The 20551-nt window shown below is 41.4% G+C and carries 16 protein-coding genes and 2 pseudogenes; 6 read left to right on the top strand and 12 right to left on the bottom strand.

Annotated elements, in window-relative coordinates; genetic code table 11:
* Positions 1 to 183: 183 nt before the first annotated feature.
* From WA1_RS10910 to WA1_RS10890, 5 genes and pseudogenes are all read right to left on the bottom strand, one after another.
* Complete coding sequence (locus tag WA1_RS10910; RefSeq protein ID WP_017750183.1) at positions 184 to 1890, bottom strand: IS1634 family transposase; 1707 nt, start codon at positions 1888 to 1890, stop codon at positions 184 to 186.
* Positions 1891 to 1938: 48 nt separating this feature from the next.
* Positions 1939 to 2310 (bottom strand): hypothetical protein, encoded by a 372-nt coding sequence (locus WA1_RS10905; RefSeq protein ID WP_017750184.1) that lies wholly within the window; start codon positions 2308 to 2310, stop codon positions 1939 to 1941.
* Positions 2311 to 2581: 271 nt separating this feature from the next.
* A pseudogene (locus tag WA1_RS52565) lies at positions 2582 to 2785 on the bottom strand (aquaporin); the annotation flags it as partial.
* 289 nt (positions 2786 to 3074) lie between these two features.
* Positions 3075 to 3296: a hypothetical protein gene (locus WA1_RS10895; protein WP_017750167.1), complete on the bottom strand. Its 222-nt coding sequence runs from the start codon at positions 3294 to 3296 to the stop codon at positions 3075 to 3077.
* Positions 3297 to 3381: 85 nt separating this feature from the next.
* Positions 3382 to 3906, bottom strand: a complete 525-nt coding sequence (locus tag WA1_RS10890; RefSeq protein WP_272819117.1) for a hypothetical protein — start codon at positions 3904 to 3906, stop codon at positions 3382 to 3384.
* Positions 3907 to 4042: 136 nt separating this feature from the next.
* Between WA1_RS10890 and WA1_RS10885 the strand changes: the two genes are divergently transcribed.
* Positions 4043 to 4975 (top strand): ATP adenylyltransferase family protein, encoded by a 933-nt coding sequence (locus WA1_RS10885; protein ID WP_026135393.1) that lies wholly within the window; start codon positions 4043 to 4045, stop codon positions 4973 to 4975.
* 66 nt (positions 4976 to 5041) lie between these two features.
* Here the strand turns inward: WA1_RS10885 and recN are convergent, their stop codons facing one another.
* Positions 5042 to 6817, bottom strand: a complete 1776-nt coding sequence (gene recN / locus WA1_RS10880) for a DNA repair protein RecN (protein ID WP_017750164.1) — start codon at positions 6815 to 6817, stop codon at positions 5042 to 5044.
* A gap of 282 nt (positions 6818 to 7099) precedes the next feature.
* On the opposite strand from recN, the gene WA1_RS10875 reads away from it, so the two are divergent.
* Entirely contained in the window at positions 7100 to 9211 is a 2112-nt protein-coding gene (locus WA1_RS10875; protein ID WP_017750163.1) for an AarF/UbiB family protein, read from the top strand.
* Between the two features lie 228 nt (positions 9212 to 9439).
* On the opposite strand, the gene WA1_RS10870 is transcribed toward WA1_RS10875, so the two are convergent.
* Positions 9440 to 9982 carry a DNA-binding protein gene (locus WA1_RS10870; RefSeq protein ID WP_066612830.1) on the bottom strand — a complete coding sequence of 181 codons (543 nt, stop codon included), beginning with the start codon at positions 9980 to 9982 and terminating at the stop codon, positions 9440 to 9442.
* Between the two features lie 236 nt (positions 9983 to 10218).
* Between WA1_RS10870 and WA1_RS56835 the strand changes: the two genes are divergently transcribed.
* The 3 genes from WA1_RS56835 to WA1_RS10860 all read left to right on the top strand — a co-directional run bounded on the left by WA1_RS56835 (position 10219) and on the right by WA1_RS10860 (position 11157).
* Complete coding sequence (locus tag WA1_RS56835; RefSeq protein ID WP_017750161.1) at positions 10219 to 10389, top strand: hypothetical protein; 171 nt, start codon at positions 10219 to 10221, stop codon at positions 10387 to 10389.
* A 131-nt stretch (positions 10390 to 10520) separates the two neighbouring features.
* Positions 10521 to 10751, top strand: coding sequence for a DUF433 domain-containing protein (locus tag WA1_RS10865; protein WP_017750160.1), 231 nt, complete (start codon positions 10521 to 10523; stop codon positions 10749 to 10751).
* A 37-nt stretch (positions 10752 to 10788) separates the two neighbouring features.
* On the top strand, positions 10789 to 11157 hold the full coding sequence (locus tag WA1_RS10860) for a hypothetical protein (protein WP_033336833.1): 369 nt from the start codon (positions 10789 to 10791) through the stop codon (positions 11155 to 11157).
* A 55-nt stretch (positions 11158 to 11212) separates the two neighbouring features.
* Here WA1_RS10860 and WA1_RS10855 read toward each other — a convergent pair whose 3' ends face one another.
* Positions 11213 to 11728, bottom strand: coding sequence for a hypothetical protein (locus tag WA1_RS10855; protein WP_066612828.1), 516 nt, complete (start codon positions 11726 to 11728; stop codon positions 11213 to 11215).
* 214 nt (positions 11729 to 11942) lie between these two features.
* Positions 11943 to 13343 carry an IS4 family transposase gene (locus WA1_RS10850; RefSeq protein ID WP_026135398.1) on the bottom strand — a complete coding sequence of 467 codons (1401 nt, stop codon included), beginning with the start codon at positions 13341 to 13343 and terminating at the stop codon, positions 11943 to 11945.
* Between the two features lie 105 nt (positions 13344 to 13448).
* On the opposite strand from WA1_RS10850, the gene WA1_RS10845 reads away from it, so the two are divergent.
* The gene (locus tag WA1_RS10845) at positions 13449 to 13829 is read left to right on the top strand and encodes a hypothetical protein (RefSeq protein WP_017750188.1); all 381 of its coding nucleotides are present in this window, start codon (positions 13449 to 13451) and stop codon (positions 13827 to 13829) included.
* Between the two features lie 73 nt (positions 13830 to 13902).
* Here WA1_RS10845 and WA1_RS10840 read toward each other — a convergent pair whose 3' ends face one another.
* The 3 genes and pseudogenes from WA1_RS10840 to WA1_RS52560 form a co-directional block, all read right to left on the bottom strand.
* Positions 13903 to 14622 (bottom strand): hypothetical protein, encoded by a 720-nt coding sequence (locus WA1_RS10840; protein WP_066612826.1) that lies wholly within the window; start codon positions 14620 to 14622, stop codon positions 13903 to 13905.
* Positions 14607 to 19556 (bottom strand): HEAT repeat domain-containing protein, encoded by a 4950-nt coding sequence (locus tag WA1_RS10835; protein ID WP_017744034.1) that lies wholly within the window; start codon positions 19554 to 19556, stop codon positions 14607 to 14609. The genes WA1_RS10840 and WA1_RS10835 overlap by 16 nt, the downstream gene beginning before the upstream one ends.
* 37 nt (positions 19557 to 19593) lie before the next feature.
* Positions 19594 to 19942: pseudogene (locus WA1_RS52560) on the bottom strand (IS4 family transposase); the annotation flags it as partial.
* Between the last annotated feature and the right edge of the window lie 609 nt (positions 19943 to 20551).

Below are 20551 nucleotides of genomic sequence, written 5' to 3'. Positions count from 1 at the left end.
AGTGACGGTGTAATACATGGAAAAGGAATTCCGCCGCGCTTATGTTACATGAAGATAGGTGATACTGTGTAATACAGGGGACAGCAGCACTATTTTCCGTTGAATCTCCGGTGTAATACACGGTAAAAGTTTATGTTGAAATGGGATGGCAATGAGGGTGTATTATCCATGCCTATGGTAAAATCATGCCGAGCTACTCACCGAATCTATCTGATAAAGGGAATCGGGCATTTTCATTAAATAAAGAATCTGTTTTTGGAGCTCAGACAAAGGCGTCATGAAGATGGTAGCATCAGGTAAAAAATAGAGAGTTAAATGACAAAAAGCGAGGAGCATTTTCTCTGCTGATGGGCGTTCAGTTTTGCGCTTGGGATTGCCATCGTAAAGACCAGCCAAAGATTGTTGAGTTTCTATAAGTGCCTGTCGCACCACAAACTCCATCAAAGTAAATATCCGTAAAGCAATGTTCAACAAGAACATCAAGCCAGTGATTCGGTTTTGGTCAGTGAAGTAAATGGGTAGGGCGGGTAGAGAACCGCGTTTAAAACGGTGAAACCCTCGCTCCAATACCCATTCATCCCGGTAATACATGATAGCAAGTGATAGACTTAGTTGAGCAAGGGGTGCGTTAGTGACGTACAATCTCCACCCTGCCAAAGTTTCTGCTTCCTTGATTGCAGCATCTTGAAGTTGGATCTCAAGTTGAAGACAAATACTATTTACCAATTCAGTGGGAGAATTTTTTGATGGTCGTCCTCGTCCAACATGACGAGTTTTTTGAATGATTTGTTCAGTAATTGTCGTGTTGAAGAAATCTTTGACACGATAGCGCTCAAGTATGTTTTCTACTTTATGGGCTAATACTTGTGGATCTTCTCCTGGTTTGGCTGCTAATTTATCCAGAGCCGTTCTCGCGGTCAAGATGCGTTGCTGTTGACCACGGATAGTAGATGCTGCAAGGCTAGTGGAATAAACTACCAAATAGCGTTCATGCCAACGTACCCACTTGTTGGTTTCTGGGTTTAACCAAAACTTGCCTAACTCCACTTCAAAACCCTTGCCCACATCCGGTTCATCTTCATCCTGATGCGGGAAACGAATGGGCTGAATTTCTGTAGGTGGGTTTAGTACCCATTGCTGAAGATATTGGGGGTGTTGTCCACTCATAGGTACAGGGAAACAATAAATACCGCCACTTGCGGCAATTTGACCGCGAGTTGCAATCGCACCGGCTTTACAATCAGCAACGAAGACGAACTTTTTATGCCCAATCACTCTCACCATTTTTTCCCAAGTGGGAAAATATAATGGGTCATCGGCTCCATTACCTTCAACCGTAGCGCTCACCAATGGCATTCCCATTGGGTCGAGGGTTGCTAATAATTGACGGTATTGCAATAAATCTGGACGCTTGTCTTTGGAATAGCCATAGCGCAGTAGATTTTCTTCAACTGAATCTCCAGGATTATGATTTACACTAAAACTACTTGTATCCGCTCGTGCTACAACAGTTGGCAATTCGTAGGCACGAATCAAATGCCGTCCTAACTTTACCTCAATTTCCTGTATTGCTTGTGTTTGTTTCCCTAGCTCTTCGACTACCCTTGCCAATCTGTCATCCGTGGCATCTTTTTCCGCGATTGACCATCCCGTAGTTAACTCTAAAATCCTTCGATGTGTCTGCACCCAAGGTTCCACGGCAGATAACCGATGGTCTGACTGCGTGATGATGTATGTTAATAACAATACACTCAATTGACCGTAACTCAGCCCTTTGTGATTTCCGTGTGGTTCACTCAGTTTCTGGTCAATACATTTGGCTATCTCCATCTGTTTGAGCCACTCCACTATTACGGGAATATCGTCAATGCGCTCAGAAGTTATTTCCATGATTGTTTCTGCAAGAATTATGTTAGCGAGCACGGATTGTTACGTATACTAGCTTGAGAGTGCCGCAATAAAATCATTGAGGGCTTTCAGTGCTGCTTTATAACCAGGAGCTTGCTTACCCAATTTTAATCGTCGTAAAACTTGGTCACGTAAAGTCTCAAGTGTTGCCACCTGTTGTGGCGTAGTCGTTGGTTCCACAAAAGTAGCTAAGGCTCGATCTATTGGCTCTTTTTTCCGTGTAATACTTGGACTAACATTCCCCCTCATCAACTGTTCCAAGTAGTCAGCTCTACTCATCCCCAAGCATTCAGCCTCAATCCCCATAATCTTCCAAGTTTCGTCAGTTAATCTCACTGAACGCACTTGACGATAATCATCATTTTTCAGTGCAAACTTCCCTTGAATGTCCCGCTTCAACATGACTCGGATTCGGTGTATTACATCGTAAGTTTAACGTGCTTATTGGTGAAGCTTTGATGTAATACTCTGTATTATCAAACCGTTCTTGATAACGAACTACACCCATGTGATACATGGTGAATCCTCATTTGACTCCTTCCATGTACTACACAGTTAAGCCCTCTCTGCTCCCCCAGGTATTACACGGAGAGGTTTTAGCCGATCCATAATCGTATTGAAACCTTACCCAGTCCGGTATTAATTCCTCTCTCCCTTCAAAAATGAGCGAACGTACAGTTATGACTGTTAAACCAAAGGCTAAAGAAACACCAACTAATCCAATCCCCAAAGGAAATTTTGTACTTTCAGCAATTCTTGCAGCATCTGCTGTATAAGCTGCTGCTAAGACTGCACTACCACAACCGCCTAACACTAACCAAAAAGTGCCTATAAACTCAGCTAGGCAACGCTTAACTAGCGGAGGTGCTACTGTCATAATTTTGTCCTTCTTTGCAAAGGTTGGTCGAGCGAATGAATCAGCCTGTTAAGAGAGGTTCTGAGAACTTACTTAGAACCAAGGTACATTTAGACAGACAGAATTCATGACAGATGAAAATACTTAGAAAAAATAAAGAACTGATAAAGATGCCAGACAATAGGTGAAAAAGTTAACATTCCAAAAACTTATAATATATGCACGTCCCGAGCGCGCCGACAAAGGATGTGTAGAGAAAGAGAACTGGTAGCGCAAACAGTTTAATTATTGTTAACATCAGCAGTTAAGATTACTCACAATACAAATTTTCATAAGCAAAATAATCTTGAATACTTTGCGTCACGCTATCTACTTTTTTTTCTCCGTACCAATAAATTAGTAAAGATAGACCAAATGCAACAGTGATAATCAGTGCTGTCTTACTAGTTATACTTTCGGCTTTTTCTAGAACAGCTGCTAAAGCTAGTAGGACAAAAGATAAAAAGAATATCAAGCTCAAGATAGTAGCCATGTGCTTACCCTGTAAACTTTGAAAGTATTGGAAAATTATTCTAGGTTAAGCTATTCCAGCTATTTTCAGATAGATGAACTCTACGCTAGTTCCACAAACATAGTTGTGATGGAGGTGTCATGCGAGGAGCACTGTAGCGATAGAATCTACTCACATTTAATGAGGCTTTGGGGAAGAAAACCCAACTAAGAGTACCGTCTATACCCTCTTCAGTACGGATAATGTTTCCTTTGCCAAGTGTTAAGCGATGTTCCGAGTCCCACTCAATCTTGGACTTTGATATGTTGGACTCAGGATTAACAGCCCATAATATTTCTAGAGCTTCGCCTTTAATGAAACTGTCATTAACTTTACCTCTGATGCAAACAAAACGATCTGAGTGGGGATAACCATAGTATCCACTAACGCGATCGCCTGCTTTACTAAAGTTAAAACACACTCCCGCCCCATCTTGCCAATCTTTAGGGTCGGGTTGACTGCAAAACTGATATTTACCGTTTGCTAGAGTGGCAATTCTGGTTTTATCTGGAGCATTTTTGTGAATTGATAAAACGACTGATGGGGCTGTAACGTCTATCAACGTAGCTATGAACAGGGCTGCAACGATCACACTCAACCTCAAAAGATTCTTTTTTCGCACCCTCTGATTTTCCGTGTTTTTATTCTCCCTCAAAACTGGGAGTGCTAGATATTCGGTACAGTAAAGGTAATGTTTTTTAGAATTTTTCTTATACGAATAGTTAACTATGTCAGGAGAAAAATCCACGTCACAGGGGAGAACAACAGGCACGCTACCCGGTATGTTATGGAAACGTGTCAAAGAACAGACTGAGTACGCTCTTGCAAAGCAATCGTTGCTGTCAATTCCTACAGAGTTTGAATTTGTTGAACAGGATGGCGTTCGCTTCCTGGTACGGGTCTTATCTAATCTAGTTCGTAAGGATGCAGCCAAAAAAGAGCAACTCAAACAAATAACCCGTCCTAGAAAAGAATTTAATCCTTTTCTTCCTTACGAAGAGGATTTGTTTGTAGCTGATATTTCAGAGACTCATGTATGTATTTTGAACAAATATAATGTAGTTGATTATCACCTGCTGATTATTACTCGTGCTTTTGAAGAACAAGAAAGTTTACTGACTTTGGAAGATTTTGCTGCTGTGCGGGCTTGCTTGGCTGAAATTGATGGTTTGGTATTTTACAACGGTGGTAAAGTCGCGGGTGCTAGTCAGAGACACAAGCACTTGCAATTGGTTCCGCTTCCATTTATACCGAGTGGTGCTCCGATACCAATAGAACCTCTATTAGCATCTGCTCAGTTTCAGAGATCCATCGCGACTATACCGCAACTGCCTTTTAAAAATGCATATATACGGTTAAATGTCAAGGATATGCAGTCACCATTAGCCACTGCTGAAGCCACCTTCGAGTGCTACCGTACCCTTCTCCAAAACGTAGGTATAGAAAACACGCCAGGAAGCGAAAACAAGCAATCTGCTCCTTACAATCTGCTAGCTACCCGACAATGGATGTTAATTGTGCCGCGATCGCAAGAGAGTTTTGAGTCTATCTCTGTCAACTCTTTAGGATTTGCTGGTTCTTTGTTTGTGAAAAATGAGCGACAGATGCAACTTCTCAAAGATATTGGACCAATGACTCTTCTGAAGCATGTCGCCATTTAATCAGTGACCAGTGACCAGTGACCAGTGACCAGTGATCTCTACCCCCTACCCCCTACTCCCCACTCCCTACCCCCTACTCCCTAATTTTCCCCTTTTAACTTTTGACTTTGTTTGGTGATTGGCGGCTTGGGTTAACAACGATTCTGCAAAAGCGATCGCTTCTTGTGCGGACTGTCCACCAGCGAGCTGCGCGAGTTCTTCCCGCCGCTTGCTCAAGTTGTCTAAAGCGGTGACTCGTACAACGGTACGCTGTTCTGAGTTTCCGTTGGTTGCTTTTTGACCTTTATCCGTATTAATCACTTGTTTTGCGACTCGAAAATGACGATCTGCCATTGCTGCTACAAGAGGTTGGTGTGTGACACACAAAACTTGGTGGAATTGACCGAGTTGGTGTAATTTTTCGGCAATTGCTTGGGCAACTCGTCCGGAAACCCCAACATCAATTTCATCAAACACTAATGTTGCTACTGCATCAGCCTGGGAAAAACAAGCTTTCAGTGCTAACAAAAAGCGACTCATTTCACCACCAGAGGCAATTTCTGTTAAAGGTTGTAGCGGTTCTCCTGGGTTGGGACTAAATAAAAAGGTGATTTTATCTGCCCCTGCTATTGTTGGCGAAACCAGAACAATTTCCACTTGGAACTTTACCTTATCCATTGCCAACGGCTTTAATTCTCTTATAAGTTCTGCTTCTAAGGCAGTCGCAGCAGTCCGCCGCAATTGAGTTAATTCCTGACAAGCTTCAGTAAGTTTTGACAGATATTCTCTTTCTTGCTTTTCCAGGCTTTCTATAGATTGTTCGCTATTATTAAGCTGAGATAATTCTTCATGAATACGTTGGTAAAAAGCTATAGCTTCTGCTAGGGTGGGACCGTACTTTCGGCAAACTTGCTTTAACTCTCGAATTCGCTCTTCTACTTCTTCCAAGCGTTGCGGGTCGGCTTCTAATCCTTCCCCATAGGCATTCACTTGCCGTGCAACTTCTGCTAAAGTTGCTTGAGCATCCCTAATCATGTCTAACAGCGGTTGCAGTTGAGTATCATATTCAACCATGTCGGTTAATGTGACCTCACTATCTCCCAAAAGGTCTGCTGCTGCTGGGGCTTCATTATCATTTTGGTACAAAGCTTGATAGACTTTGTAACTCATTTGCTGCAGTTCAACGACATGGCTGAGGCGTTCCCGCTCTTGTAAAAGCTTATCGAATTCCTCAGGATCGCTCAAGTTAGCAGCTTTTAATTCCTGTACTTGATACGTCAACAAGTCTAACTGTTGTAGCCGTTCTCGTTCTGATGTCCGGCGTTTTTCCAGCATGAGATGGGCTTGTTGATATATACCAAAAGCAGCCGCAACAAGTTGGCGTTGCTTGATTAAGGAGTTACCGCCATAAACATCCAACCAATCGCGAACTTGGGCAGATTGTCCCACTTGTACAGTTTGACCTTGAGCCGTGATTTCCACAAGGCGATCGCGCAGCCCGGACATGACTTGCCGATTCACCAACACTCCATTAACCCGCGAACGACTGCGGATATTACTGGTGGTTTCCGTAATTTCTCTACTAAGAATGATGGAGTTTTCATCAATTGAATCTATTTCCTGTTCGCTCAGCCAAGCGGCTAATGCAGAGTTAGAGGTAAAGGTCGCTTCTACCATTGACCGAGTTGTGCCAGTACGAATGACACGGCTGGAGACTTTGCCACCGAGGACGGCATCAATCGCATCTAAGATGATGGATTTGCCTGCGCCGGTTTCACCTGTCAATACATTGAGTCCAGCGCCAAATTCCAATTCCAGTTGGTCAATGAGAGCAAAGTTTTCTATTCGCAGAGAGAGCAACATCTAGTTAAATTCTCCGTGAGGACAGACGCCGGATATTTCCAATTCAAGAGACACTAAGAATGACCTGTAAGCGATCGGCTATACCTAATACCATTGAACAAAAACCCCTTGAGTCTACCTAACCTAGTTTAATTTGAGTTTCACAAAGATTGGTGGTAAGGATAAACTTTTTTTATCAGTGACCAGTAGTCAGTGACCAGTGACCAGTGACCAATAACTGATTTATTGCGTAACATATTGTTACAATAATTAACATATTAATTCCGATGCAGTGGTAAGCCCATGAATGCCAAGACAGATTCCTATAATTCTCAACCAAATAAAGACCCTTCTAAGATTATCTCGGTGATAGAAGTGTCTGTGAACGATCGCCATGCAGGTAAAATTAGCCAAAACGAACTGTCTGCTACACAATCAGTTTTGAGAAATGTGGTGGTCGATAAGGGGGACAGCTTACCATATAAAAGCGATCGCGTGCCTTTAGGTAGGAAACGTGAATCGGAAGAAATACGCTACGATGCCAGGGAGATTGCGGCAAACTATCAGCAAACGCCCTTAAAAGTTTTGCGTCGTGTATTTGCAGTTTTAGTCCCAACTCTGTCATTTGCTTTTGGGGTATGGTGGGATAGCAAACGAGGGGTTGTTGTCAAAAATGACCAACGCCGAGCGATTCACTTGCGAAAACTGCTAACAAATCTTGGACCAGCATACATTAAAATTGGACAAGCTTTATCCACCAGACCAGATTTAGTGCCTCCTGTCTATTTGGAAGAACTCGCTCAATTACAGGATAAGCTACCACCTTTTCCCAATGAAATAGCTTATAAATTTATTGAAGAAGAACTCGGTTTACCTCCAGAAGAAATTTATCTCGATATCTCAAGCGATCCCATAGCAGCAGCTTCCTTGGGTCAAGTTTACAAAGGTAGACTCAATACGGGTGAAGAAGTCGCTATTAAAGTTCAACGTCCAGACTTACGAGAACGCATTACTATTGACTTATATATTCTCCGCAAAATTGCTGTTTGGGGGCAGAAAAAAGTTAAACGAGTCCGGAGCGATCTTGCAGGTATTCTTGATGAATTAGGGACTCGCATTTTTGAGGAGATGGACTATATTCATGAGGGAGAAAATGCGGAGAGATTTTTCCAACTTTACGGTCATCTAAAAGATGTTTATGTTCCCAAAATATATTGGGAATACACAAATCGTCGTGTTTTGACCATGGAGTGGATTAATGGTATTAAATTAACTCAAACCGAAGAAATCCGCTCAACAGGAATCAACGCTCGTTATTTAATAGAAGTGGGCGTACAATGTTCCTTGCGTCAGTTACTCGAACACGGATTTTTCCACGCCGATCCCCATCCTGGAAATTTATTGGCAACTCTAGATGGCAAATTAGCTTATTTAGATTTTGGGATGATGAGCGAAATTCAGCCGCAGCAACGCTATGGTTTACTCGAAGCGATCGTTCACGTCGTCAATCGCGATTTTGAGGCTTTGGTACAAGATTATGTCAAGTTAGATTTCTTATCACCGGATACGAATTTAGCACCGATTGTTCCAGCTTTTGCTAAAGTGTTTGCCGATGCTCAAGGCGCTAGCGTCGCTCAGTTAAACATCAAAAGTATCACCGATGACCTTTCAACTTTGATGTATGAATATCCCTTCCGCGTACCACCATATTACGCTTTAATTATTCGTTCTTTGGTGACTTTGGAAGGAATTGCTATTTATATAGATCCTAACTTCAAAGTTTTGAGTGAAGCATATCCCTATGTTGCTAAACGTCTATTAACCGATCCAGCACCTGCATTAAGAGCATCTTTGCAAGATTTGTTATTTAAAGAAGGTAGATTTCGTTGGAATCGGTTAGAAAATTTATTACGCAATGCTCGCAATAATGAAGATTATGATTTCAACTTAGTTCTGAATCAAGGAATAGACTTTTTATCTTCCGAACGTGGCGCTTTTATTCGCGACAAGTTAGTTGATGAATTGCTCAAAGGGGTGAATGCAGCGACTACAAATGTTTTGCATAACTTTACATATTTACTACGAGAAAGAGTAGGAATTGCAGCAATTAATGAAACCCCCAGTGCGACAATTGAGCAACAAGAAACCTTGGATCATATCAAGCGTATCTTAAATATTCTTCAAGAAACTCGCGGATTCGACCCCATGCAACTTGCACCCCAACTTGCTCAGTTGTTATTCAATCCGGGCGTGCAACTTTTGGGTCAACAAATAGCCAACCAGCTAGCACAAAAAGCGATCGCACGGTTAATTCGGCAATTGTTAGCGTCGGAAGAACCAGCAGAAGTTGTTGCTCGTGAAGGTGGTGCGATCGGTCAACCGACTAGGTTGTCTTTACCACCTGCTAATGTGTAGCTAGAGTATTAAGCTAAAACACATTTAGTTTGGAAGAACAATTTTTTACAACTCTTGTGGGATGGGCGTCTCGCCCGTCCTAAATTATGGAAAAGGAAGAAATAACTAACCGCAGATGAACGCGGATGGACGCGGATAAATTTGTACCTCAACAGACTAGAAAACGCTATAACGGACTAAAACTTATTCATAGAACCTTGCAAATAGTAAAAGGAAATATCGGATTTTTTAGGTATTTATATTGTTAGAAAAAAGATCCTGAATTTTTTTTTGTATCTCAGGGTCGAGCATTTCAGATTGTTTGACGAGATTTAAACTTCTAGTGATTTTAGCAACTTCTACCAAAGATTCGTCAACATGATAGCTCTTATGTTCAATCAACCATATAAGAAGCTCAAAGAGATGCCAAACAGATTGCGCCCCTCCGTAGACAGCAGGGGGGCGATTTGAAATGCTGTTCGATAGTAACTTTTGAACATTTTGTCGAGAGCATCCCAGGAGGTTTGCTACATCAGTCACACCAACAAAATCGGGTGAAGCCTCGACAACCTCCGCTTGCGGGATAGCTTTTCTTACATCTTTTATTGCGCTCGACATTGCATCATACGCTGATGGTGCTTCACGGATAAAATCAAGCGCAATAAGCCCCTTTATTCCAGTGCCGATAATGGCATCATCACAACCTGATTCATAGAGGGCATCGACGTACATACCAGTATCAATCGTAGGATCGGGGAGTCTGAATTTTAAAGTAAATTCATATTCTCGCATTTGATCTTACCCTCTCCTAAAAGTAGTCATTAGTCTTCTTCTTCTTGTTGATAAATACACTTATCTACTACTCGACGAATCTGTTTTGCATGGTTGGTGGGGTGTTTATTTGCCATTACCTAAAACACATATACGATCTTAATTCCTACAGAGTGAGTTGTCAACTGACAACTCACTCTGACCGTTTTCCTTAAAGATTACCACTCAAATCAGGAAACAAATAAAAAGCGTCCACAATGCACTGTAGACAGGGATTTCAAAATTGTAGAGAAAGATATGCACAAAAAGCGATCGCACGGTTAATTCGGCAATTGTTGGCATCGGAAGAACCAGCAGAAGTTGTTACTCGTGAAGGTGGTGCGATCGGTCAACCAACTAGGTTGTCTTTACCATCTGCTAATTTGTAGCTAGAGTATTAGTACGTTCATCTTACTCCTACTCTCTTTGCGCTCTTTGCGTCTTCGTGGTTAAAAAATGTTTTTGAACCGCAAAGACACGAAGAGCACGAAGGTAAAATATCAAGAATTGGGTGTAGTTTATGAGTTATCGCAATATTATTACAATTGAGCCTGGTAAGCGGGGTGGTAAGCCCTGTATTCGAGGAATGCGTATCACTGTATACGATGTTTTGGGCTGGTTAGCAGCTGGAATGTCCCACGCAGAAATTTTAGACGATTTCCCAGAGTTGACGGAGGAAGATATTAGAGCAAGTCTTGAATTTGCTGCTGACCGAGAACACCGTTTGATTGCAGTAGTAGGTAATGCTTGAGGCTACAATTTTAAGATGGATAACAAACACAGTAATTATGTCTGAGCAAAGTATATTAGCTAAAAAATCTCTGAGTCATACAGAAAATACAGTTCCAGAAGTATCAATAAGAGAGATACTGCAAGAACTTCAACAAACACCCAAAGAACACTGGGGTAATTTACTTCAAATCATGCGTTTATTTCGTGAAAGCGTAACTTTGACATCTGAAGTTTCAAATACTTCTGAAGAAAAAATTCAGGAAACTGATAAACTTACTCAACAGCATGAAGCCTTGAGTAAGTTAACTCAGGAATGGATTGATGAAGGAGATGAACAAGAACAAACAGAAACTTGGGAATATCTCCGCCAAGCACTTGATGAAGACTCCTCTCTTTCCTCTGCGTTCTCTGCGCCTCTGCGGTAAAAAAATTTATTGAACCACAGAGACGCAGAGAGCGCAGAGAGAAGAGTAGAGGTTTTTAAGCAGCTTGCTGGGTGACCCATTCTTCAAATAATCGAGAGCCAATTTCATAATACTCATCATCTAACTGTTGAATGACCCCAGTTCCTGCAATTACTTCTAACGCATCTGTAACTTTGATTCGACTTAAACTAGTAGACTGTGACAAAGTTTTAGAATTTCCTTTTCGGTTTTGAACTAGGGCATAATAAACTTTTCGTTCGGTTTCTCCAAAGCAACCGGAATATTCTTCTGCATTCCACCATGCTGAAAAGTCGTTATCATGATGTTGTAATAATTTATCTATAAAATTAGTGCGTGTTTCTCTTTGGAGATCGCCATCAAAAATAATGTTTAGTGCTTGTTGTATTAAATATGGATGGCATCCCGACCATTCTATAATAGAATTTATTCTTTCTTCTGTTAAAGAAATCTGTTCCTGTTCTATCCGATCGCCTATCAATGTTTTGGCTTGTTCTTCACTTAAGGAAGTCAACCATTCAATTTCTGCTATGTTTAACAGGGGTGAACCCAATACTGCTCGGTTAAGGGAAAGTGAAGCCTAAAATTCCGAAGAAACTGTTCTCGTTTTATTTACGAGAACAAAAATGAGAGAAATTTGTATAAATGAACCCACAAGAGATGAGCAAGTATCTCTCAAGAATGTTTATATTTAATTGAAAAAATCTCTAAACCTTGTCCCTTTTAATTTTCTATCTAGTTCAACTATCTTCTACTACTAGATGATGTCAACTAGCGGTTGTAAAAATTGTAAAAGATAGTTGTTGCCGGGGAGTATAATTATTTCTATGACATCGTTTTTTAGTTTTAAATTTAGAACGAGTTTTCTTGATTACCCTCGGATTAGTTCTGCCTGAGGTTGGTGGTATTTGTAAGTCTAAGATTTCCCAGATTAACCAGCTAAAATATATATTCATATTCTCAAGAGAATGATTAACTTGCTGTTGAAACTGAGGAATAGCACGTCTGACAACTCTTAGAGAACTGGTAAAACTTAAACTTAGGGGAGATATTCCCTTGATTGCTGCACTTTGAAACATTAAATAACGTATACAATAGTGTCCTAGTAACCAACCATAAATTTCTTGGATAACTTCACGAGGATTCTTCGAGCGGATAGGAATTTTACGACCGTTCAGATGGACTTTTAACTCATCCAAGGTGTTCTCAGCTTCCCACCGTTGATGGTATTCTTGGGCTAAGAGCAATGCAGGAAAAGTTGAAATATCCATCAAATCAGTTACTAAACGATACACCTTTTCTACACCCTCAACTTCAATAATATATTCAATGACACGAACAGGTATTTTCGTCGCTCCCTTCTTTCTTGACTTTCCATCAGGAGCAAGCCAACTTAGATAGGAACCATCAGGAAAAGCTTTAACAAACTCAAATTTTACATGAGATGGCACGCGACCAAGAATATGACATTTTTGTTTGATTGCAGCATGAATCATTTTAAATGAGTGCAGTCCTCTGTCCCACATTAACAACATACTCTCCTCAACACTTCTTAATAGCTTTAAAGCTCCTTTTCTCTCTCCAATTCGATATGGACAACAAAATATGTCGATAATTAAATGAGTTCCTGCTTCGACTAAAAAAGTTAACCTAGCTTTGGGAAAAGCCGGATTTGTACCAGGACGAGAACCAGGGTAACCAAATACTTTAGCATTAGTTTCTGTATCAGGAACATCAAAAACTGTGCCATCCAAAGCCATTATTCTCAGTCCACCCAAAAAAGCACCTGGTGTTTTAATTGTTGCTAAAGGTTTTGCAACAATTTCAAATAAACGAGTCATAACAGCAGCACCAATTCGTTGTCTAGCTTCACTTATTGATGAAGATGTTGGTATCTTAAAACGTCTCTTAAAGGGGATTTGCAAAGAATTAAAACCCTGAATGAGATTTTTCAATACATCCACGATTGAATCGGAGGACCAAAAACTCATGGCGATTACTAGAGAGATTACTACGTGTGTAGGAAGTATTCTTTGACGCCGTGCGGTACTACTCGTTGTTGTAATCGCTGCCATAATCGACTCGGTAGGGATGATCTGGTTAAGAGCCAGCAGTAATTGTGCCCGATTTAGGATTTGATTGTTGAATTCAAAGTTAACTAGCATCATTAGCACTCAGTTTTGAAGTGAAATTTCGTATAAGATAATATTGATTAAAACACTTTTTGTTCTCGTAATCTATTCGAGAACTCTATCTTTCCCCAATTCCAATTGATGCCTACGAAAACTGACGATATTATTGCCAGAGCCGAACTCTTACAGCAAGCGATCGCTACTCTACAACTACAAATTCAACAAATTCAAGCTTCAGGAGAAGTTGCACCCGAAGGTTGTTGTGTCCTGCGCTACCAGGCACGCGGTCAAAAAGGAACTTACTGGTACTATAAGTTGCACGCTCAAATGCCGATTTTCCCTACGCAAACTCCTAATAAATTAAGTAAATATAAGCATTTGGGGAAAGCTGGAAGCCCCGCTCATATTGATGCTGTTATGCAAGTTACACGAAGAATGCAAATCGACACCTTAAAAAATACGATTCATTCTCTCAGACAAAACTGGATAGATTTGTACGAAAGTCTCAAAGACAAAAAATAACCTTGCCCATCCGCTTTCAGTTATCGTTTTTAATACGCGAACACATTTGACACTGTTTTACCCTTTATTTCCCTTAACCGAGCAGTATTGGGGGTGAACCGACTCGTTGTTGGTACTCTTTTAAATCTCGATAACCTGATAGCAAAAGCCCTAAAAAAGGTTTGATGGCTGTGTCTGTATCTTTTAATCCTCGCAGGTAAGACCAAGCGTCACTTGCCCAATTTTGGCGTACAATGAACTCAGATCCGTCTATGAGAAAGCAGACGCCTTGAAAATTTGATTTGCGAAGTTCTTCTATGGTTTTTAAAAACGCTATTCGGAAGCTATCATTATTTAAGCGGCGTTCACGATCGGGATTGTCAATGTTTAATTTAATATTTAATTGCTGAAGGAAGCTGAAGGTGACTTCGCCTCCCTTGACTCTACCAAGAAATTCGCGATACATCTGTCGCGTACCAGCGAGAGGAACTTCTTTCCAGCGTTCTATGGCTTCCCGGAGTCTGGCTATCAGTAAGTAACGAAGATTATCTAAGTCTTTGGGTTGTTCTAATTGTAGGTTGAGTAGTACGGGAAATGCTCGCCGTGATGTACTTGTATTTGGATTGAGTAAATTCCATTCTACAGCACGTAAAGCACTCGTCTTACCCAAGCGTCTTCCTCCCAGGAGTATCCGTACTTGGAAGGGTGACTTGAGCATGGTATCAAGTAAGTCATTGCGTCCAAAAAAGTGGGAAGGATCGGTAATTGCGACTCGATAATTGTCAAATGGGCGTTCTCCTAGAGAATCTTGCATTGTTCAATTTCCTCTTCTGTCATCTGCATTTGAATCCACCTTGATAGGAGGGGAATCCGGATTTGGTAGATATCCTGATGTTCTATTTCCTCTTGATACAACAATCCAACATTTGTCAGCCAATGACAAGCGTCTGAACATTGGTTGGTTGTAAAATTAGCACTGAGTTGGTTGAGTAATGCTTGTTCGGTTATGCCCTGTCTGTCGAGTTCGTTGCAAGCTATGATTTTAAGGACTGCGATCGCAACTTGAAAGTCTCGTTTTTCTAAATCTTCCCAAATACTTTTTTCTACGTAGTTTTTCAACTCGCCTTTACGACTCAAGGCTTTGTCTAAATAACGACCTACTACTTCCCATTCCACCAGTCCACTTCCGTTTTGCTTGATTTTTTCCGTTAAGAAACGAGCAAGTTGCCGAGAAACAAATGGGTGACCGCCACTTTGCCCATGAATTTGTCTGAGAGTTTCTTCATCAAATTCTAATCCCATTAATTTGCCAATATTTGTCAGCATATCTTGGGTTTCTTCTTGGGAAAAAGGCGGCAAAAATATTTCTTTGAAGAAGCTAAAAACAGGATTTGTTGACACTCCTTCTTGGTTCCACGTATTCATCCGATTGCAATCTGGATGCACGTCAGCCACGAGCAGCGACAATTGGCGTTGTTCTTGGTTTAACACTCGTAGCGCTCCAAAACAAGCATTAAATTCTTCGGCTTTTTCCCAGTGGTCTTCTGGGGTTGGAATAATTCGCTCTACTTCATCTAAAAAGCAAAAAATGGGTAATTTATATTTGTTATTTTTCTCAATAGCACGAGCAAGTTCGCTGAATCTTTGAATAAATTCTGCTGTTAATTCTGCGGCAAGTTTTTCGTGAGAAAATGGTTCAAACTGTGGAAGTTGGATATCAGTTTCTAGTGCAGATAATCGCTGAAGGATATCATTAAATAAAGCAGCACCGTAACGAGAACCGCCATATCTTTGTAAGTCTATATGCACAACGGGATGTTCCCGTAACAAGAAGCTTAACTGGAGAAGTACAGAAGTTTTACCAGACTTACGCAATCCAAATAAGCCAATCCCTTGATATCTGAGAAGTTCTTCTCCCAGTCGCTGCAGTATCTCAGTTCGACCAAAGAAAGAAAACGTGTCACTGATGGCGTTTTTGTCATCAAAGAAGTCAGCACGTTGCAAGTAGCGATCGACATATTCTTCCAACAATCCCACACAGTCAAATTTATTTGATAATGTAGTTTCTATCGATGTCAGAGGAATGGGGATTAAAACAAAGCGATCGCGCAACCGTACCTTAGCCATTTCCATTCTAGCTGTTGTATCTGGTGGAAACTTGTATATTAGCAGACCAACTCTTTCTACAGGTTCCCGGTCTAACTTTTTGGAAAATTCAACAATTTGAACCACATCCCGGTCATTTGGTGTATCAACAGCCACTAAGACTGGTAAAGGCGTATAAGTACCGAGACTACCTTCAATAGTTTCAACAGTCAAGTAAAGTTCCCTTTCACGTATAATCTTCCCACCAATCAGTTCTAGAAACTGCGTTACCCAATCTAAAAATTGCGCTTTTTGTTCCTGCTGTCGTAACACCTGCTTGAAAGTAACTTCTTGTGCTCCTTGCGACCAGCGTAACTGTATCAGTTGTACAAATGTATCCGTGACTGTATGGTCTTTGGTGTTAGCAGCATATAAGATAAACTTTTCCCGTAGTTCCAAAGCAGCATTTAAAGGGAGTAAACCAGCCAACAAAAAGTAGACACCGCGAAAACGGGGATCGCCCATGTGGTCAGTCACCCGTGCTTTTGCTTCTTCACTATCCTCAAGAAAGTTTTGCACCAGGAAAAAGTCCATGATTTTATCGTGGCGGAAATACCATTCCTTCCTGGCTTCACCGTTGGTATCTTCCCACTGACGGCTGACAACCATTTTGTATTTCTCATCTTCCATACTTTCAATTTCTTGGTGGAAAATGTCTTCAGGAAGCGCTTTTTCATCTTGAAGCTGCATTTGATAAACAGCGAAGGAGAATTTCTTGAGAGGAAATTCATGTTTCCACTTTTGCTGATATTCCTCCGCTATTTGATTGTATTGCTGTTGTTGCAAGCGAAACAAATCAGGTGGTTTCCCTTGGGAAAGCATGAGGGCTACCAAAGTAAGATCCATTGGATTGGAAAGAATCCGGTATGCTGCTTTTAACTCTTCCGACGGTTGCTGTTCGTTTAAAGTTTGTGATAAATAGTACTGACATACTTGCTCGTATTTAGCACCTTGAACTGAAGCATCTTGAGGAAAGCGTTGTTTGCGGGATAACAGAAACTTTTCAATTTGTTGTGGCTTAAGGGGCTGCAATTCATGGACAACAGCCATAGAGGGCGGTATCCATTCCAAGGGTTGAGTTGTCATAATAATGTTACCCCGAAAATAGCTTTCCACAAATTGCCCGATTTTAGCACGGGTGTCTGCCGTTACTTCGTTCAAACCATCAATACAGATGTCAATTGCACCATTTTGTATTAGGTTTTTGAGAAAATTTGTATTTTGTACTTGCCCTTGTAGCTTTGCCTGAATTGCTTCTACGACACCCCTATCGCACTTTCGCGCAGGAAGATAAGCAACAATTCTTTGGGAGTTTTTCACCAAATGTCGCAGAAACATCGACTTACCCAATCCAGAATCACCTTGTAAAATAATTTGCCCTTTGAGACTGGGGATAACTTCCGTAATTGCTTTGTTTTCCTCCAAACCGCGAACCCTAACCATTGTATCTGGGAAGTAAGCTTGGTCGTCAAAATTATTTAAACTTGCATCTGCTAGTAGAAAAGATTTGAAAGGCTCAAAGAGTCTTTGTCGTAGAAAGGGAATGACAGCGAGGAGAAAGCCAATGTAGCCCAGACCGAAAATGAGTCTTAGCCAAGGATTCCAGAATAAGGTTGATAGGATTTGAGGAAATTTAGGGTAAGTAATAATGAGGATTAGCCAAATAGCAAAGTGAATAAGGAGAATTTTGGTGAAGAGGAAAAACCACTTCCAAAATTCTAATTGATTGATGACTGAGAGTACCGTATCAGCTTCGTTAAATGAGGCATTTTTGAGATTGTTGTAGTGAGATTGAAGTAAGTTAATGTCTTGCCATTGCCAAGTCACCTTTTTGGTAACTGCGGCAATTTGTCTTGCTAAATCTGATTGTAATCGCTCCAATTCCTGGCTGCTATTCCAAGCTTTAAGAAGGATTTCCAGTGTTTTTCTACTTTCATTGTGTGTCAATTTATCAGGTGTTTCTTTCGGGTAGCCAAGCCATTTCACCAAAGTTTTTACCTCTTCAGTGCCTCCTCCAAGAAAATAAGTGAAAAATCGCCAAGATTCAAAGTCGCTCTGTTCTGAGATTGAAGACGAAAACTTTCCTTGATTTGGCTCATAAACATAATTGAGAATAACAAAAACCTCTTCCAACTCCAGTCGTCTTATGTTGCCCAATGCTCTTGCCGCAGAGCGACGAACATCGGCGTCAACCTTTTCATCCTTGAGGATTTTAACGAGGTCTGGAATGTATTTTGCTGCCGATGGGCCCAAGTTGCCCAATGCTCTTGCCGCTTCGCCACGAACGTTGGCGTCTACCTTTTCATCGTTAAGGATTTTGAGGATGTCTGGAATGTATTTTGCTGCCGATGGGCCCAAGTTGCCCAATGCTCTTGCCGCTTCGCCACGAACGTCGGCGTCTACCTTTTTATCATTGAGAAACTTGAGGATGTCTGGAGTGTATTTTGCTGCTGATGCTCCCAAGTTGCCCAATGCAGTAGCCGCCGAGGCTCGAATATAGGTGTCAACCTTTTCATCGTTGAGGATTTTGACGAGGTCTGGAACATATTTAATCGCCGATGGTCTCAAGTTACCCAATGCAGTAGCCGCAAAGCCCCGAACGTGGGCGTCAACCTTTTCATCGTTGAGGATTTTGACGAGGTCTGGAACATATTTAGCCGCCGATGGTCTCAAGTTGCCTAATGCTCTTGCCGTAGAGCCCCGAACGTAGGCGTCAACCTTTTCATCGTTGAGGAACTTGAGGATGTCTGGAATGTATTTTGCTGCTGATACTCCCAAGTTGCCCAATGCAGTAGCCGCAGAAACCCGAACGTTGGCATCTACCTTTTCATCGTTGAGGAACTTGAGGATGTCTGGAATGTATTTAACCGCCGATGGTCCCAAGTTGCCCAATACTCTAGCCGCTTTGCCACGAACGTCAGCGTTAATCTTTGCATCTTTGAGGAACTTGAGGATATCTGGAATGTATTTAGCCGCTGATGGTCCCAAGTTGCTCAATACTCTAGCCGCTTTGCCACGAACGTCGGTGTTAACCTTTGTATCTTTGAGGATTTTGACGTAATCTGGAATGTATTTTGCCCATGATAATCCCAAGTTGCCCAATGCAGTAGCCGCCGAGGCCCGAACGTTGGCGTCTACTTTTTCATCGTTGAGAAACTTGAGGATGTCTGGAATGTATTTAGCCGCTGATGGTCTCAAGCTGCCCAATGCACTAGTCGCTTTGCCACGAACGTTGGCGTCTACCTTTTCATCGTTGAGGATAGTAGCAGCTTTCTCAGCAATACTCTCTTGTTTATTGCCTAAAGAACTTTGATCATATTCTGCTAATTTATTCAGTGCATATTCTTTTACCTTGTCATGACCATCATCAAGGGCAGCCATAATGCCGTCAATCTGCCAAGGTTCTAGCTTCGGTTTTTTGGCTTCTTTGGCATTTACCCAAGAGAGGGAGAAGAATAAAGTCAGGACGAAGGCTAAAAGATAAAGGATAAAGGGGGAGGGCTTACCAGTTTTGCTGCGGCTGTTGGGCATAATTTGGAGACGGAATAAAGGAATCTGAGATGAAACTGAGGCGAGTCGTTGTCTCCAAAGAGGTGAAGCCATACCTATAAGTTCTATGTACCGCAATATAACTCTTAGTTTAACGGTTTAACTTTAAATCGCTCCAAATGGTCTTTAAACCTGGTTCTCCGTCACTTTTGCGCCCTAAAAAACCACCAAGACTAGCAATCATTCTCACAGCCTCAGCCAGGGAGGGTGGTGTTTGAGGTGGATAAGGATTTTGCGAAATAGTCACACATGCGGGTTTGCCATTCATAGGTTTCTAAAACTGTATCGCACGGAGTCTGCGGATGCATCCGCGCTTCATAAGTAAGCCAGAGTAAACGCCATGCCACAATTGAAAAAGTTGCTAGTGCCATGTGGATGCGACGTCCAGTTTCTAACTGTAATTTTTCAATTCCACAGCCACTCTTTAATGCATAGTGGTAACACAGTTTTGCAATTGTTAAGAAAGATGCGGGTAATGGATAGGGGGGGAAATTGGATTTCTAGTTCCTCCCCTTAAAAACTACGGTGTACACAAAAATTACTCCCTTCTTACTATAAGACTACCGAACATATGTTCCTCTTTCTTCGCGCTCTTTGCGTCTTTGCGGTTCATTTAGATAAATACTCCCTTTCCGCCATAAGATTACCGATCTTCTTCTCCTCTTTTCTCTGTGTTCTCTGCGCCTCTGCGGTTCATTTAATTAGGTAATCTTCTAGCAGGATAGGAGTAATCTTTGAGTGGGAAGGGAGTAGCTTTACCCCCCTTAATCCTCATGCGTGAAAGGGGGAAATTGGATTCCTAGCTCCCTTCCCTTTCCAAGGTTTTACGATCAATCATTCGTGTAAAGAAGTATCAAGAGAAATCAAATTTATATAGCGGTTTTCACTTGAATAAAGTACAGATTTATCCGCGTTCATCTGCGTTCATCTGCGGTTCCTTAATTATTTAATATATTGCCCACCATTGAAAACCTCTGGGACTTATGCAACTTCAACGGTATTTCGAGAATTTGTAAATGTTGGGTTTCGTTCCTCAACCCAACCTACCA

The organism is Scytonema hofmannii PCC 7110 (assembly GCF_000346485.2).
In the GTDB taxonomy this organism is placed as follows: domain Bacteria; phylum Cyanobacteriota; class Cyanobacteriia; order Cyanobacteriales; family Nostocaceae; genus Scytonema; species Scytonema hofmannii.
The sequence above is the reverse complement of the archived record's forward strand: the minus strand, read 5'-3'. Positions and strand labels throughout refer to the sequence as shown.

Coding starts and splice junctions, on each gene's coding strand:
- WA1_RS10885 (WP_026135393.1), top strand. CDS start 4,043: ATGTCAGGAGAAAAATCCACGTCACAGGGGAGAACAACAGGCACGCTA.
- WA1_RS10845 (WP_017750188.1), top strand. CDS start 13,449: ATGCCTACGAAAACTGACGATATTATTGCCAGAGCCGAACTCTTACAG.
- WA1_RS10860 (WP_033336833.1), top strand. CDS start 10,789: ATGTCTGAGCAAAGTATATTAGCTAAAAAATCTCTGAGTCATACAGAA.
- recN (WP_017750164.1), bottom strand. CDS start 6,817: ATGTTGCTCTCTCTGCGAATAGAAAACTTTGCTCTCATTGACCAACTG.
- WA1_RS10835 (WP_017744034.1), bottom strand. CDS start 19,556: ATGGCTTCACCTCTTTGGAGACAACGACTCGCCTCAGTTTCATCTCAG.
- WA1_RS10875 (WP_017750163.1), top strand. CDS start 7,100: ATGAATGCCAAGACAGATTCCTATAATTCTCAACCAAATAAAGACCCT.
- WA1_RS56835 (WP_017750161.1), top strand. CDS start 10,219: ATGCACTGTAGACAGGGATTTCAAAATTGTAGAGAAAGATATGCACAA.
- WA1_RS10870 (WP_066612830.1), bottom strand. CDS start 9,982: ATGCGAGAATATGAATTTACTTTAAAATTCAGACTCCCCGATCCTACG.
- WA1_RS10865 (WP_017750160.1), top strand. CDS start 10,521: ATGAGTTATCGCAATATTATTACAATTGAGCCTGGTAAGCGGGGTGGT.
- WA1_RS10910 (WP_017750183.1), bottom strand. CDS start 1,890: ATGGAAATAACTTCTGAGCGCATTGACGATATTCCCGTAATAGTGGAG.
- WA1_RS10905 (WP_017750184.1), bottom strand. CDS start 2,310: ATGTTGAAGCGGGACATTCAAGGGAAGTTTGCACTGAAAAATGATGAT.
- WA1_RS10840 (WP_066612826.1), bottom strand. CDS start 14,622: ATGCAAGATTCTCTAGGAGAACGCCCATTTGACAATTATCGAGTCGCA.
- WA1_RS10850 (WP_026135398.1), bottom strand. CDS start 13,343: ATGATGCTAGTTAACTTTGAATTCAACAATCAAATCCTAAATCGGGCA.
- WA1_RS10895 (WP_017750167.1), bottom strand. CDS start 3,296: ATGGCTACTATCTTGAGCTTGATATTCTTTTTATCTTTTGTCCTACTA.